Below are 13,824 nucleotides of genomic sequence, written 5' to 3' on the forward strand. Positions count from 1 at the left end.
GGCGTGCGACGCGGTGCCAGTGCGGTCAGGGCGAGACCGGCGGCGGTGCCGGGAACAGCGTGCGCAGCGCCTGCAATGCGGCCGGATGATAGATCGTGGCGTGGGTTTCCTCCGGCAGTGGCAGGTACTTCACCAGCGGCGACGGCGAGGGCTGCTCCAGCAGCGTTGCCAGCTGCGCGGCAGAGGCTGCCAGCTCCGGCTGCCCGCTGCTGGCCAGGAACACGCGCGGCTGCGCACGCGTCACTGCCGGCAGCTGCTTGGCTGCACCCGCCAGCATCGTTCCCCGGTTCCACCACAGGCTGGGGTCCAGCGCGATGTAGCTGTTGAACAGCGTCGGTTCCTGCAGCAGCGTCTCGACCACGAACAGGCCAGCCAGCGACTCGCCGATCAGCGCGCGCTCGTCGGTGGTCGGGTAGCGCTGGCGCACCTGCGGCATCAGTTCATCGCGCAGGAACGTGCGGTAAGCCGCCGAGCCACCGATGCGCGGCGCGATCTTCTGGTCCTGCGGATCCTTGCTGGGGCCGGTCATGTCGCGGCGGCGTTCGGTGTTCTCGATGCCGACCAGCAGGAACGGACGCATGCTGCCGTTGCCGCTCAGTACCTGCACCAGCCCGGCCACATGCAGGAAGTCCTCGCCGATACCGCCGTCGGGCATGTAGAGCACCGGCAGCGGCGTCTTCGGGTCCAGGCCCCACGGCTGCGGGCGGTAGACGTTGATGCGGCGCGTTTCGCCCAGCGCCTTCGACTGTACGGTGAAGGTCTCGCCAATGACCAACGGGGTTGCGGCGGCGGCCTGTGCGGACGGCGCCGGTTCGGCGGCCATCAGCGGCGTGGCGGAGACGGCGGACAACAACAGCGACAGCACGATCAGGCGCATGGGCGGCCCATCCTGGGAAAGATGGCCGAGCATAGCGCTCCGCCAGAGGGATCGGCGGCTTCGGCACGCTCAACACCCGTGCCAGATGCGTAGATCCACGCCCTGCGTGGATGGATCACTGTAGAGCCGAGCCCACGCTCGGCTCAGCACCCCACGCGAACCGCGGCCGAGCATGGCTCGGCTCTACAGGGAGCCTGCACGGATATGTCGCGTTCGCACCGTAATTTTGCCGCGTGACGCGCTCGCGCCACTGCTACGGAGCATGGAAGTGCAGCCAGCTTTACACGCGCCGGTTCACAGCAAATGCGTTATCCGGTGCGGTTTGCGCCATTCCACAACGCGATTCCCCAGGCCACAAGAACGGATACGTCGCGTCCTGTCGCTCGCTGCATTCGGAACCTCTGTGACAACAGTGTCGCGCTGCGGTTGGCAGAAATTTTTCCCCACATTTCATATTGAAATCCGCGCGCGGGCGTAACCAATATGCAGCGCCACCGACAACGGGTGGCACCGGGCCTGCAAGCCCGTAATGACATTCACGCTGTTGTTTGCGCTCACCCGTCGGCACCGTCTCCGGACCGTGCCGGCGGGTGATCCGTCGGCCTTCATGGCGGGCGGTGCGTGGGGGTTTTCGGACCCGCCGGTTACTGCGTGATGTCTCCGGGCTTGCAGCCATGCACCGTCCGCCACCCGTCCTGCACGGTGGTGCTACTGCCCAAGAGCCGAGGAATCCGAGATGACCCGACGTCCGCCCCAAGCGCCCTACTGCACCCTCGACAGCGTCAATGACGATGACAGCCCCGCGCCGGATCTCAGCACGTTCTGGGGGTGCCTCAAGCGCATCCGCGATGGCGACGGCGCCGACGGCCTGCCCTGGCCGGAAACCGATCTGCCGCCCGGCCGTGATCAGGCGATGGCACGCGCCGAGCGTGCCGCCGTCGGCATGCTGACCGTGGCGGAAATGCTGCACGCCGCCGAACGCTGCCGGTCGATGGCCACGCCCGACCGCCATCTGGATGAAGGGGTAATCGATGGGTTGTTCTTCGCCTGCCGCGGGCTGGCGGAACTGGTGTGCCGGGATATCCGCCTGGCGTAGCCGCCGTTGCACCCCGGACCGGTTCATACTTGGGCCGGACGGATCGCCAGTCCCTTCGAAACCTACAAGGAGGTTTGCATGTTGAATGCCCTGCTCATCGCCGCGCTGGCCGCCGGCCCGGCCGCGCCCGTACCGTACGCCGACTGCCTGCTCGGCAACATCCAGCCCGGGCTGTCTGATCGTGCCGTGCAACTGGTGCAGGAGGCCTGTGCCGTGAAGCATCCCGACAGTTTCAATGCTTCGCTGGAACTGGAGCGCACCTACAGCACCCAACGACAGGCGCGGTTCGATGCGGATCGTGCCGCGGCGGAGCGGGCTGCGAACGCCGCTGCGAACGCAGCAGCCGTTGCCGCGCAGGTGGCGGCGGAACGCGAGGCGGCGAGGGCCAAGAATGCCAAGCCACGGTAGATGCACGCTCGCACTGCCGGTTGCGCTTTCCCTGCTGGCACTACCGGTGCTCGCTCAGCCGCCGGTGCAGAAGCAGGGACCTCCAGTTCCCGCAGCGGAGGCCTACCGATGGGTCCATCTGAGTGGGGGCGTCGAGTACGCCAGCAGACGTGGCATGACGATGAACCTTTGGACCGCTACTGCAGACAAGGGAGAGTCAACGGATACGTTCATGGCCCGCGTTGGCCGTGAAGCACTGCTGGTTCTGGGGCCATCGCAGGCTGTGATCTGTGGCCAACTGGTGAGCACCGCTGGGCAGGACAGCATCCAGCTCAAGACGACCAACAAGGCCGCCGATTGCCGGGCTTCCGCTTCGAAGCTTCCCTACGTGTTTGTCAGTCGATCTGAGCAGGGAGCCGAAAGAGTGGCATCGTTCCAGAGTGAGCTGCCTGGCGCGCGGTACACGATAGACCGGGCTGGGGTTGAATTCAGAAACGGCGCATCTACCAGGCTGGTCGCAAGCTACATCGGGAAGTAGCAGGAGGGCCTGCAGTTCATTCGCCTCGATCCCGTTCGGCCATCTGCCTTGAACTGCTCCAAGCCGGTCCGCGCTGTCTACAATGTGCGATTGCCACGGAGCCCTTGCGTGCGCCTGATCGTACTGATTTTCTGCCTTTTCCTCTCCGCACCGGCTGCCGCAGAGCTGGTTACCGTCGCCGGCACCATCCGTCAGGATCCGCACGACCGCAGCAAGTGGACCTTCGTGGAAGATGCCCGGCACAAGCCGGTAGGGTTTGCCCCCACCGTCGTGGCGAAGGGTACCGACCTGATCCTGCAGTTCTCCCCCGCCTTCGGCCGGGTGGTGTCCTTCATCACCGCGCCAGACGAAACGATGGCATCGCAGCTGGGGGTGTCGGTTGGCTCGTCGGTCGACCCCGACGCCGTGGTCATCCGCCTGTCGATTACCCAGTCGGTCACTGGACAGGTGTGGTGGGACAACGGCTGGCATCACCAGGTCGACAGCCTCGTCACCGGGCCCCGGGACGTGGAAGCGCCGAAGTTCGTAGGCTCCACGCTGCTGATCAGGGCAGATGAACTGCCCGGCACCGGCCTGCAGCTCAGCCCGTGGACACGCGACGGCAAGGTGGTGCCCTATGTACCCGCCGTCCGCCTGGCGGTGAGGAACAGCTTCAGTGTGGCGTTCCTCGATGGCGCGGCGTTCGCCTCCACTCCGAACGAGCGTATGGCCTTCACCTACACCAAGGTGGTGTCGGGACCGGTGCGGGTCGACGGCGGAGGAGGTCCAACTGGCCTCGCGTTGTTCAGTGGCAACATCTGGGTGATGGGCGTGATGGAGCGCTGACCCGGTTCGGCCTCCTTGATGCAGGACAGCCACGGATTCCGCTGCTACAGGGGCAGGCCATTGGAAGCACGCCCGCATCGTCGATGGCGTTGGCCGCAAAGACCGGATGGGTTGGCCCATGCTCTGGACTTGTGCTGCCAGGGCCTGCCGTTGAGCCACTCGCGGCAACCGACCACACGGCTTGTCGAGATGATGATGGCGATCGAGTCCAGCCACACCGGCGAACCACGCTGTCTCCCTCACCGCAGCGTCCGGCGCCACCACCAGGCAACCACGCGCAGGTGCCTGGAACGGCCAGCGCATACTGTTGATGCGGGTGAAATGCAGACACCCAACGCAAAAAGCACCGGAAGCCGGTGCCTTGGGAATGACGCAGATCATTGAGTGCAATGGTGGGCCGTGAAGGATTCGAACCTTCGACCAAAAGATTAAAAGTCTTCTGCTCTACCGACTGAGCTAACGGCCCATGGCACTGCCCCGGCCTTTCGGCGGGGTGGGCATTCTACCCTACTTTGGCCGGTCGCGTGAAACCCTGGTGTGCCGAGGTTGCCGGCCAGCGGCCGGCATTACCCCGATCCGGGCAGCGGGCTTAAACCCTTGGGGCCACCGTCGCATCCCAGCTGTGATCCTTCCCCGGAGCCATGGATGCGCCTGATCGTCAGCCTGCTTGCCGCCCTGCTGCCCTGCGCAGCCTTGGCTGCTCCGTCCCAGGTCGTCACCGACGATATCGCCCGCTTCTGGGCCACCTTTGACGCGGTGCGCGCCGAGCCCGACGCCGCGTTCCGAGCGCTCTACCCTGCCCTGCGCCCGGCCACCATCACCTACGCGGTCGGTGTGTTGCGCACCGGCGGCACCACGTTGGGCGACAAGGTGCTGATTGGTGCGGAGTTGGCGCTGGGTAATGAGCGCGTGGATGTGAGCGAGCTTCCAGAGCCGATGCGCAGCCGCCTGCGGATCTTCTACGACAGCCGCCCGGGGGCGAACAACGCGCAGAACAACCTGCACGAGTACGTGCATACCCAGCAGCGCGAGACCACGGGCAGCCTGGCCCAGTACGCGGTGCGCGAAGGTGTGGCGGAGTACGTGGCCGAACGCATCAGCGGGCGCCGGCCGGCACTGCTCTTCTATGGCTACAGTGCAGCGCATGAAGCGGCCATCCGCACGCGCTTCATCGCCGAGATGGACGGCGATACCCTGGATAACTGGCTGTACAACAGCGCCCGCAACCCGTTCGGGGTGAGTGATGTGGGCTATTACGCCGGGTATCGCATCGCGCAGGAGTACATGCAGCAGCAGGCGGATGAGAAGGCGGCGATCGCGCGGATGATCGAGTTGGACTACGCCGATGCGGGGGCGGTGCGGGCGTTTATTGAAGCGTCGGGGTGGTTGCGGCAGCGGTAACTCTGGGCTGTGCCCGGCGGGTCAGGGAGTGCGAACCAACGGTTCGCACCCACCGAGGGAGCGTGCCAACCAAGGTTGGCACCCACCATTGGGGGCATCGCCCCCATCATCTCAGGCGTACAGCGTCGGGTCGGCCACGCCGGCTTCGGCGAAGCCCTGCGCGCGCAGGCGGCAGGCGTCACAGTGGCCGCAGGCGGCGCCGTTGGCGTCGGCGTTGTAGCAGGAAACGGTCAGGCCGAAGTCCACGCCCAGGCGCACGCCTTCGCTGACGATCTGGCCCTTGCTGAGGAACTGCAGCGGCGCGTGCACCTGGATGCCCGCACCTTCCACGCCCGACTTGGTGGCCAGGTTGGCCAGTGCCTGGAACGCGGCCACGAACTCGGGGCGGCAGTCCGGGTAGCCGGAGTAGTCCACGGCGTTGACGCCGCAGAAGATATCGTTGGCGCCGAGCACTTCGGCCCAGCCCAGGGCCAGCGACAGCATGATGGTGTTGCGCGCCGGCACGTAGGTGACCGGGATGCCGGTACCGCCGGCCTCGGGCACGTCGATGTCGTCGGTCAGCGCCGAGCCGCCGATGCTGCGCAGGTCCACGTCCACGGTCTTGTGCGCGACCACGCCCTGGGCCTTGGCCACGCGCGCGGCGGCATCCAGTTCGGAGGTATGGCGCTGGCCATAGCGCACGCTCAGGGCATGCACGGCGAAGCCCTGTTCCTGGGCCATGGCGATGACGGCGGCTGAATCCATGCCGCCGGAGAGAAGCACGACTGCCTTCTTCATGGGTAAAACATCCGGTTGGGAGGGGAAAGCCAGCACGCTGTCCCGCGCCGGAGCTACATCAGGGAACGCTGCCCGGGCTCATCGGCCCGGCTCGTCGTTCCACAGGATTTTATGCAACTGCATCTGGAAGCGCACCGGCAGCCGGTCTTCTACGATCCAGTCGGCCAGCTGGCGCGCGGTGATCTCGCCCTTGCTGGGCGAGAAGAACACGGTGCAACGCTTGACCAGCTCGTGCTCGGCCAGCAGAGCCTTGGCCCAGTCGTAATCCTCGCGGCTGCAGATGACGAACTTGATCTGGTCGCGCGCGGTCAGCAGCGGCAGGTTGTCCCAGCGGTTGCGCGCCACTTCGGCCGAACCCGGGGTCTTGATGTCGACCACGCGCGATACGCGCGGATCCACTGCACTGACGTCCAGCGCGCCGGAGGTTTCCAGCGAGACGTCCATGCCGGCATCGCACAGCTTCTGCAGCAGCACCAGGCAGCGCTTCTGCGCCAGCGGCTCGCCACCGGTCACGCAGACATGGCGCACGCCCTGGGCCAGCACCTCGGCCACGATGTCGTCGATGTCCCACCAGGTGCCGCCGTGGAAGGCATAGGCGGTGTCGCAATACTGGCAACGCAGTGGGCAGCCGGTCAGGCGCACGAACACGGTCGGCCAGCCGGCGGTATCGGCTTCGCCCTGCAGCGAGGTGAAGATCTCGGTGATCTTCAGGCGTGGCAGCGGCGACTGCACGATGTCGCTGGGGGTGGCGACGACATTGGACGGGATAACGGCGGTCATGGCGGGTACGTCTTGGTGGGGCACGTGGCGGGGGGCTACCGTGGCCGGTAACGAAAGCAGCCGAGCATGGCCCGGCTCTACAGCAGCGACCGGGCGGCATGGCCCAGCCGGGAGAACGCAGCCCGGCCGGCGTTACGGCAGCCGGAAACGCAAACAGCCGAGCGGGGGCTCGGCTCTACAGGGAACGTATTGTACGCCGGATCAGCGGATCTGCTTGCCCAGCCGGATCGACTGCAGGCGGTCCTGCGCGGTGCGCGCGGCGTCCGAGCCGGGGTATTGCGCCACGACGGTCTCCAGCGTCTGCTGGGCCTGGTCGACCTTGCCCTCGCCATACTGCGAGAGGCCGACCTTGAGCAGGCCGCCAGCGGCCTTGTCGTGGGTCGGATAGCGCGAGAGCAGTTCACGGAACTGGGTCTCGGCCATCGGGAAATTACGGGTCGCGTAATAGCTCTCGCCCAGCCAGTACAGCGCGTTCGGCGCATAGACGCCGTTCGGGTACAGCTGCAGGAAGCTCAGGAACAGCTGCGCCGAATCGTCGTACTTGCCGGCCTTCAGCGATTCGAAGGCCACGTTGTACGAGGTGCGCTCGTCGCCGGTGGCGGCCAGGCTGCCGGCATCACCATGGACCGAAGGCGGCCGCTCGGAAGTGGCCGCCGCTGCGGGGGTTGCCGGGGCCGGAGTGGCCTTCGGCGCAGTCGCCGGAACAGGCGGCAGGGCTGGGGCGGCGTTGCCCCCTTCCAACCGGTTCAGGCGGCTGTCCAGGTCCAGGTACTGGTCCTGGGCGGACTGCTTGAGCTGGGCGTTGTCGTGCTGCAACTGCTCGATCGAGGCCTGCAGGCTGGTGACCTGCTGCCGCAGCTGATTGATCTGGTTCAACAGGTCCTGGTTGGCACTGTTGTTGTACATCTGCTGCTCGAGCGCGCCGACACGGTCGGCCAGACTCTGTCGCTGTGCATGCGCCGGTGCGGCAGCCACGAGGGCTGCCGCAACGACCAGCATCAGTTTGATGCCAATGCGCATGGATTACTGCGCGGTGTAGACGATTTCGACGCGACGGTTCTGCGACCAGCAGGACTCGTTCGACTCGGTGCAGACCGGACGCTCTTCACCGTAGGACACGACGGTCAGCTGCGAAGCCGAGCCACCGTTGGCCTGCAGGGCCGAGTTGACGCCGTTGCCACGACGCTCGCCCAGGGCCTGGTTGTACGCGCGCGAACCGCGCTCGTCGGTGTGGCCCTGCAGGGTGATGCGCGAGGACGGACGGTCACGCAGGTACTTGGCGTGGCACGCCATGATGGCCTGGAATTCCGGCTTCACGTCTTCCTTGTCCAGGTCGAAGTAGACAACGCGCTGGCGCAGGCAAGCGTCGGTGTCCAGGTCGCCCGGGCCGTACAGGCCGGAGGTCGACGGGCCGGTCGGGGTGGTGGTCGAGGTGCCGGTGTCAACCGGGGCTGCCGGCTCTTCCTTCACCTTCTTCGAGCAACCGGCCAGGACGGCCACAGACAGCAGGGAAACAAGCAGAACGCGGGTGGACTTGTTCATGGCGATACCTTTGTGGCTCCTAGGCCGATGAGGGGTTCAAGACAGCGAAAATATTAACACTCTTTTAGCGCTGGGTACGGTATGGGGACCATGCCGGTTCGCGCACATCACCATCGGCCAGAACCAGGCGCTGGCGAACCCGCGCATCGGCCGAAACGGCATACAACACACCACGGCCACCTTCGCGGGCGGCGTACAACACCATGCTTGCGTTGGGCGCAAAGCTCGGAGATTCATCCAGCGAACCCGGGGACAGCGTGCTCCAGCGGGGCGAACCCAGCGAGCTGTCCATCATCGCGATCTTGTAGCTGTTGCCCGAGCCCTGGGCGACGGCAATCTTCTTGCCATCGTAGGACACGGTGGGCTTGGCGTTGTAGTTGCCCTGGAAGGTCACGCGCTCGGCGCTGCCGCCGCCCGCACCGACCTTGTAGACCTGCGGACGGCCGCCGCGGTCGGAGGTGAAGTACACCGCGCTGCCGTCCGGTGCCCAGGTCGGCTCGGTGTCGATGGCGAAGTGGTTGGTCAGCTGGGTCAGCTGCTTGCTGCCCAGGTCCATCACGTAGATTTCCGGATTACCCGAACGCGACAGGGTCAGGGCCAGCTTGCGGCCGTCCGGCGAGAACGCCGGGGCGCTGTTGATGCCGCGGAAGCTGGTGACCAGCTCGCGTGCGCCGGTGGCGATGTTCTGGATGTAGATCGCCGAGTTGCCACGCTCGAAGCTGACGTAGGCCAGCTTGCCGCCATCCGGGCTCCACGACGGCGACAGCAGCGGCTCGGCCGAACGCACGATGGTCTGCGGGTTGTAGCCATCGGAGTCGGCCACCATCAGCGCGTAGCGCATGGCGTCGCCCTTGCCGCTGGCGGTCACGTAGGCGATGCGGGTCCAGAAGGCGCCGCGCACACCGGTGATCTTCTCGTAGATGGCATCGGCCATCTGGTGGGCGACGTCGCGCATGGCATTGCCGCGCGCGGTCATCGCCAGGCCCAGCAGGCGCTCGCCCTTGGGCACGTCGAACAGTTCGTACTCGACGCGGTAGGCGCCGGCACCGGCGTCGAGCACGCGGCCGACCACGATGTAGTTCTGCTTCAGCGCGCGCCAGGTGGCGAACTGGATGTCACCGCCGCGGACCGGCTTTTCGACGATCTGCGCTTCCGGCAGCGTGCGGAACTGGCCGGAGCGCTCGAGGTCGGCGCGGACCACGCCGGCGACGTCGGTCTGCGGCGCAGCCGCCGAACCCTGGTAGGGCATCGGCACGATGGTGATCGGCAGCGCGGAGGCATTGCCGCCGATGATGTCGATATCCAGCCCCTTCTGCTGCGCGACGGCAGCGAAAGGCAGCAACAGGGCCGCAAACACGGCAAGCCAGCGAGGCATCTTTTTCATGGAGCGCTCAATAGGGGGAAACCGGAACGAGGGATAGCAAAGCGGAAGTGAACCGCTTCGCAATCATGAACCAAGGGTACGTGAATTCCGGGTCAGTTCCAGCCCGTGCTCTCACGCACCGTTAACGTCGCGGCCACCTTGACGGTGGCCGGGGCCAGCGGCGACCGGACGGCCGCCCTGCCCCGCTCGATCAATCCTGCGCAGTGAAGGTCAGGTTGAGCGTGCGGTTGAACACCGACTCGAAGCCCCGGTACGGCAGCGGCTGGGCATTGAGCACGGCGGCCTCGATCGAGCGCTTGCCGGCCTCGTCATAGGGGCAGTTGGCGCCAACCTTGGCCTGCAGCACCTGGCCACCCGGAATCTGGGTGATCGTCACCTGGCACTTCTGCCCCAGGGGCACGCTGTCCGGACGCGTCCAGGTGTCGCGCACCTTGGCCTGGATGGCCGCAGCGTACTTGGCGGTCAGGTCATCGCTGTTGCCACCGCCACCGGCCGCCGGCTGGGACGCACCACTGGCACCGGCAGCGGCCGTACCGGCGGCATTGCGCGCGGCAGCCACCTGGCGCAGTTTCTGCTCGGCCAGCTTGGCTTCCTTCTCGGCCTGCTCACGCTTCGCACGGATCTCGGCGATCTTCTTCTGCTTCTCGGCCTCGGCCTTGTCCGCAGCCTGACGCGCCTGGTCGGCCAGCTTCTTCTTGGCGTCTTCTTCCTGCTGCTTGGCCAGGCGCAGCTTCTGCTCCGCTTCTTCCTGGCGCTTGCGTTCGGTCAGGTCGATCTGCTCCTGGCGGCGCTTGGCTTCCTGCTCCTGCTTGGCCTTCTCCTGCGAGATGGCCAGCGCGTTGGCTGCTTCCTGGTCCTTGGTATCCGGCTGCGCGACACGCTCCTGCGCCTGTTGCTGCTGCGGTGTCGGCGCGTCCTGCGGGCGCGGCTCGGGAATCGGCTGCGGGGGCGGCACGGTGTCTTCCGGCACCGGGATCGGTTCGGCGACCGGCGGCGGCAGGTCTTCCAGCTTCTCCGACTGGCGCAGCGCCTGGCGCGCGGCGGACGCTTCGGACGCGGACAGCGCCAGGCTGGCCTCGACCGACGGGTCGCCGGCAGCGGCATCGGTGTTGCGCTCGGGCGACCACAGCCAGGCGCCGATGAAGATCAGCGCGACCAGCAGATGCACCAGCACCGCCAGCGCCAGGGGCAGGCCCCAGCCGGGTTCGCGCTGATGCGGAGGTGGCAGGGCGTCAGCGTGCATCGGTGGCCAGGCCTACCTTGTCTACCTTGGCGCGCTTGATCACATCCATCGCGGCGATGACCTTTTCATAGGCCACGGCACGGTCAGCGGCGACGATCACGCGCACGCCCTTGTCCTGGGCGGCGATGCCGGCCAGGCGGCCTTCCAGTTCCTCGGCCGACACCGCGGCCGGTTCCTTGGCGTCGGGCAGCTTCAGGCTGAGCTGGCCGTCCTGGCGCACCGAGACGATCACCGGGTCCTGCTTGCTTTCCAGCGCCTTGGCGTTGGACTGCGGCAGGTCGACGTCGAAGCTCAGGGTGAGCAGCGGCGCGGTGACCATGAAGATGATCAGCAGCACCAGCATGACGTCGATGTAGGGAACGACGTTGATTTCCGATTTCAGCTTGCGGCGCTTGCGGCGACCGATGGCAGCGGACATGGCTTGGACTCCCGGGTCAGGCGCTTACTCGTCGCCAGCGCTCTGGCGCTGCAGGATGGAGCTGAACTCTTCGGCGAAGGTCTCGAACCGCACCGACATGCGCTCCACGCGGGTGGTGAAGCGGTTGTAGGCCCACACCGCCGGAATCGCCACGAACAGGCCGATGGCGGTGGCAAAGAGCGCTTCGGAGATGCCCGGCGCAACGGCGGCGATGCCGGCCTGCGCGCCACTGCTGATCATGTCGTGCATGGTCACCATGATGCCGAACACGGTACCGACCAGGCCCACGTACGGGGCGGTCGAGCCGATGTTGGCCAGCAGTTCCAGGTTGCGCTCGAGCTGGTCCACTTCGCGGGTGTAGGTGGTGCGCATGGCACGCTGCGCGCCTTCCAGCTGCGCACGGCCGTCCAGCCGGCGTTTGTCGCGCAGGCGGGTGTACTCGCGGAAACCGGCTTCGAAGATCGCCTCCAGGCCGCCGACGTTGCGGCTGCGATCGGTGGCCGAGCTGTACAGCTTGCCCAGGTCGGCGCCGGACCAGAAGCGGTTCTCGAACTCGTCGGCTTCGCGGGTGGCCTGCTTGAACACGCGGGCCTTGCGGAAAATGATCACCCAGCTGACGAACGAGCCTACCAGCAGCAGCAGCACGATGATCTTCACCGGCAGGCTGGCCTTGGCCATCAGTTCGAGGTAGTTGATGCCGCCGCCGGTGGTGGCCTGGGCAAGGGTCTGTGTCGCGGCGTTGCTGACGTCGGCCGGCAGTGCCTCGGTGACCGTGGCCTGCAGGGCCAGGAGCGTTGCGATCATCCGTTGTTCCTCAGTGTTCGGATTCGGGGTGGAGGTGGGGTTGCAGCACCGCAAGGACGGATTCGTCCATGCCGCGCGGGCGGAAACTGGCCGCTTCCAGTGCGGCAATGCGGACCTGGGCCGACAGCAGCAGCTCGCCATCGCGCAGGATCTGCTGGTCGAAGACCATGCTGGCCTTCTTCAGCTGGACCAGCGTGGCGCTCACCTGCAGGGTGTCATCCAGCCGTGCCGGCCTGATGAAATCCATCTGCATCGAGCGCACCGCGAAGACCATGCCGTGCTCGGCGCGCATGCGCTCCTGGCCGTAGCCCAGCGCACGCATCCATTCGGTCCGGGCCCGTTCCATGAAGGCCACGTAGCGGGCGTGGTAGACCACCCCGCCAGCGTCCGTATCTTCCCAGTAAATGCGTGTCGGCCAACTGAATCGCGGCTCAACCGACATCGGGAACCTCCGCGAACAGGTCCTGCGGCGGGTTCTTCGGCTTCAGGCCCATGTGCCGGTAAGCCTTGTGGGTGGCCATGCGGCCGCGCGCGGTGCGCACCAGGAAGCCCTGCTGGATCAGGTACGGCTCGACCACGTCTTCCAGCGTGCCACGTTCCTCGGACAGCGCCGCCGCCAGCGATTCGATGCCCACAGGGCCACCATCGAAGTAATCGACCATGGTCTTCAGCAGCCGCCGATCGAGCTCGTCGAAGCCCTCCGGATCGACCTTCAGCATCTGCATCGCGGCCTGCGCGACAGCCTCGTCGATGTGGCCGCCGGCCTTGACCTGGGCATAGTCGCGCACGCGGCGCAGCAGGCGATTGGCGATACGCGGCGTGCCACGCGCGCGGCGCGCGATCTCGCCAGCGCCATCGGCGGTGCAATCGATGCCGAGGATGCTGGCCGAGCGGCGCACGATCCGGGTCAGTTCTTCGACGCTGTAGAACTCCAGGCGCTGGACGATGCCGAAGCGGTCGCGCAGCGGCGCGGTCAGCAGGCCGGCGCGGGTGGTGGCGCCAATCAGGGTGAACGGCGGCAGGTCGATCTTGATCGAACGGGCCGCAGGGCCCTCGCCGATCATGATGTCGATCTGGAAATCTTCCATGGCCGGGTACAGCACTTCTTCCACCACCGGCGACAGGCGATGGATCTCGTCGATGAACAGCACATCGTGCGGCTGCAGGTTGGTCAGCAGCGCGGCCAGGTCACCGGCCTTCTCGATCACCGGGCCGGAGGTGACCCGCAGGGCCACGCCCAGCTCGTTGGCGATGACGTGGCTGAGGGTAGTCTTGCCCAGGCCGGGCGGCCCGAAGATCAGCACGTGGTCCAGCGCGTCGCCACGACCCTTGGCCGCCTGGATGTAGATTTCCATCTGCTCGCGCACCGGCACCTGGCCGAGGTAGTCGGCTAGCCGCTTGGGGCGGATGCTGGCGTCGGCGGCGTCATCCTCGCGGGTGGCGCCGGCGCCGATGATGCGGTCGTCGGTCATGTGCTGATTATGCGGCAAAAGTACGGGTTTCGGCCGGGCTGCGCCCGGCACCCGCTAACGGCAACGTCAACTTCAAAAGCCGGTTTCCTGCGGGATGGCGGGGTGGGTCCGGTTGCGGGGGACGCCGTAAACCCATCCATGGGGGCTTGGTCGCGGCATCCATGCCGCTCACACCCCCGCAACCGGACCCACCCCGCCTTCGACAGATTCCTGCGATCTGTCGGAATGACATGGCTGCTCTTGGTGGGTGTCGACCTTGGTCGACACGGTAGATCCACGC

16 protein-coding genes and 1 tRNA gene are annotated in these 13,824 nt (G+C 66.6%); 5 read left to right on the forward strand and 12 right to left on the reverse strand.

What is annotated here, in order from left to right:
• Positions 1–25: 25 nt before the first annotated feature.
• On the reverse strand, positions 26–877 hold the full coding sequence (locus K5L94_RS17205) for an alpha/beta hydrolase (RefSeq protein ID WP_274510928.1): 852 nt from the start codon (positions 875–877) through the stop codon (positions 26–28).
• A 736-nt stretch (positions 878–1,613) separates the two neighbouring features.
• On the opposite strand from K5L94_RS17205, the gene K5L94_RS17210 reads away from it, so the two are divergent.
• From K5L94_RS17210 to K5L94_RS17225, 4 genes are all read left to right on the forward strand, one after another.
• Positions 1,614–1,973, forward strand: a complete 360-nt coding sequence (locus tag K5L94_RS17210) for a hypothetical protein (protein ID WP_274510929.1) — start codon at positions 1,614–1,616, stop codon at positions 1,971–1,973.
• Positions 1,974–2,051: 78 nt separating this feature from the next.
• Positions 2,052–2,381: a hypothetical protein gene (locus K5L94_RS17215; RefSeq protein ID WP_274510930.1), complete on the forward strand. Its 330-nt coding sequence runs from the start codon at positions 2,052–2,054 to the stop codon at positions 2,379–2,381.
• 154 nt (positions 2,382–2,535) lie between these two features.
• Complete coding sequence (locus tag K5L94_RS17220) at positions 2,536–2,898, forward strand: hypothetical protein (protein ID WP_164087149.1); 363 nt, start codon at positions 2,536–2,538, stop codon at positions 2,896–2,898.
• A 108-nt stretch (positions 2,899–3,006) separates the two neighbouring features.
• Entirely contained in the window at positions 3,007–3,723 is a 717-nt protein-coding gene (locus K5L94_RS17225) for a hypothetical protein (RefSeq protein ID WP_164087150.1), read from the forward strand.
• Positions 3,724–4,113: 390 nt separating this feature from the next.
• Here K5L94_RS17225 and K5L94_RS17230 read toward each other — a convergent pair.
• A tRNA-Lys gene (locus K5L94_RS17230) sits at positions 4,114–4,189 on the reverse strand.
• Between the two features lie 179 nt (positions 4,190–4,368).
• Here K5L94_RS17230 and K5L94_RS17235 point away from each other — a divergent pair.
• The gene (locus tag K5L94_RS17235) at positions 4,369–5,124 is read left to right on the forward strand and encodes a DUF2268 domain-containing putative Zn-dependent protease (RefSeq protein WP_274510931.1); all 756 of its coding nucleotides are present in this window, start codon (positions 4,369–4,371) and stop codon (positions 5,122–5,124) included.
• A gap of 111 nt (positions 5,125–5,235) precedes the next feature.
• On the opposite strand, the gene queC is transcribed toward K5L94_RS17235, so the two are convergent.
• The 10 genes from queC to ruvB all read right to left on the reverse strand — a co-directional run bounded on the left by queC (position 5,236) and on the right by ruvB (position 13,544).
• Positions 5,236–5,901, reverse strand: a complete 666-nt coding sequence (gene queC, locus K5L94_RS17240) for a 7-cyano-7-deazaguanine synthase QueC (RefSeq protein ID WP_053450572.1) — start codon at positions 5,899–5,901, stop codon at positions 5,236–5,238.
• Positions 5,902–5,979: 78 nt separating this feature from the next.
• Positions 5,980–6,681, reverse strand: a complete 702-nt coding sequence (queE, locus tag K5L94_RS17245; RefSeq protein ID WP_274510932.1) for a 7-carboxy-7-deazaguanine synthase QueE — start codon at positions 6,679–6,681, stop codon at positions 5,980–5,982.
• Between the two features lie 201 nt (positions 6,682–6,882).
• Positions 6,883–7,701 carry a tol-pal system protein YbgF gene (ybgF, locus tag K5L94_RS17250; protein ID WP_053450574.1) on the reverse strand — a complete coding sequence of 273 codons (819 nt, stop codon included), beginning with the start codon at positions 7,699–7,701 and terminating at the stop codon, positions 6,883–6,885.
• A 3-nt stretch (positions 7,702–7,704) separates the two neighbouring features.
• Positions 7,705–8,223 (reverse strand): peptidoglycan-associated lipoprotein Pal, encoded by a 519-nt coding sequence (gene pal, locus K5L94_RS17255; protein WP_005410748.1) that lies wholly within the window; start codon positions 8,221–8,223, stop codon positions 7,705–7,707.
• Between the two features lie 64 nt (positions 8,224–8,287).
• A complete protein-coding gene (tolB, locus tag K5L94_RS17260) occupies positions 8,288–9,607 on the reverse strand; it encodes a Tol-Pal system beta propeller repeat protein TolB (RefSeq protein ID WP_006438808.1) in 1,320 nt (439 codons plus the stop codon).
• A 190-nt stretch (positions 9,608–9,797) separates the two neighbouring features.
• Positions 9,798–10,850, reverse strand: coding sequence for a cell envelope integrity protein TolA (gene tolA, locus K5L94_RS17265; RefSeq protein ID WP_053450576.1), 1,053 nt, complete (start codon positions 10,848–10,850; stop codon positions 9,798–9,800).
• Positions 10,840–11,268: a protein TolR gene (gene tolR, locus K5L94_RS17270; RefSeq protein WP_006438804.1), complete on the reverse strand. Its 429-nt coding sequence runs from the start codon at positions 11,266–11,268 to the stop codon at positions 10,840–10,842. The genes tolA and tolR overlap by 11 nt, the downstream gene beginning before the upstream one ends.
• A gap of 24 nt (positions 11,269–11,292) precedes the next feature.
• A complete protein-coding gene (gene tolQ, locus K5L94_RS17275) occupies positions 11,293–12,072 on the reverse strand; it encodes a protein TolQ (protein WP_006438802.1) in 780 nt (259 codons plus the stop codon).
• Positions 12,073–12,082: 10 nt separating this feature from the next.
• Entirely contained in the window at positions 12,083–12,514 is a 432-nt protein-coding gene (gene ybgC / locus K5L94_RS17280; RefSeq protein ID WP_006438800.1) for a tol-pal system-associated acyl-CoA thioesterase, read from the reverse strand.
• The gene (gene ruvB, locus K5L94_RS17285; RefSeq protein ID WP_008264609.1) at positions 12,504–13,544 is read right to left on the reverse strand and encodes a Holliday junction branch migration DNA helicase RuvB; all 1,041 of its coding nucleotides are present in this window, start codon (positions 13,542–13,544) and stop codon (positions 12,504–12,506) included. The genes ybgC and ruvB overlap by 11 nt, the downstream gene beginning before the upstream one ends.
• Between the last annotated feature and the right edge of the window lie 280 nt (positions 13,545–13,824).

The sequence above is a fragment of the Stenotrophomonas forensis genome (assembly GCF_028752115.1).
In the GTDB taxonomy this organism is placed as follows: Bacteria; Pseudomonadota; Gammaproteobacteria; order Xanthomonadales; family Xanthomonadaceae; genus Stenotrophomonas; species Stenotrophomonas forensis.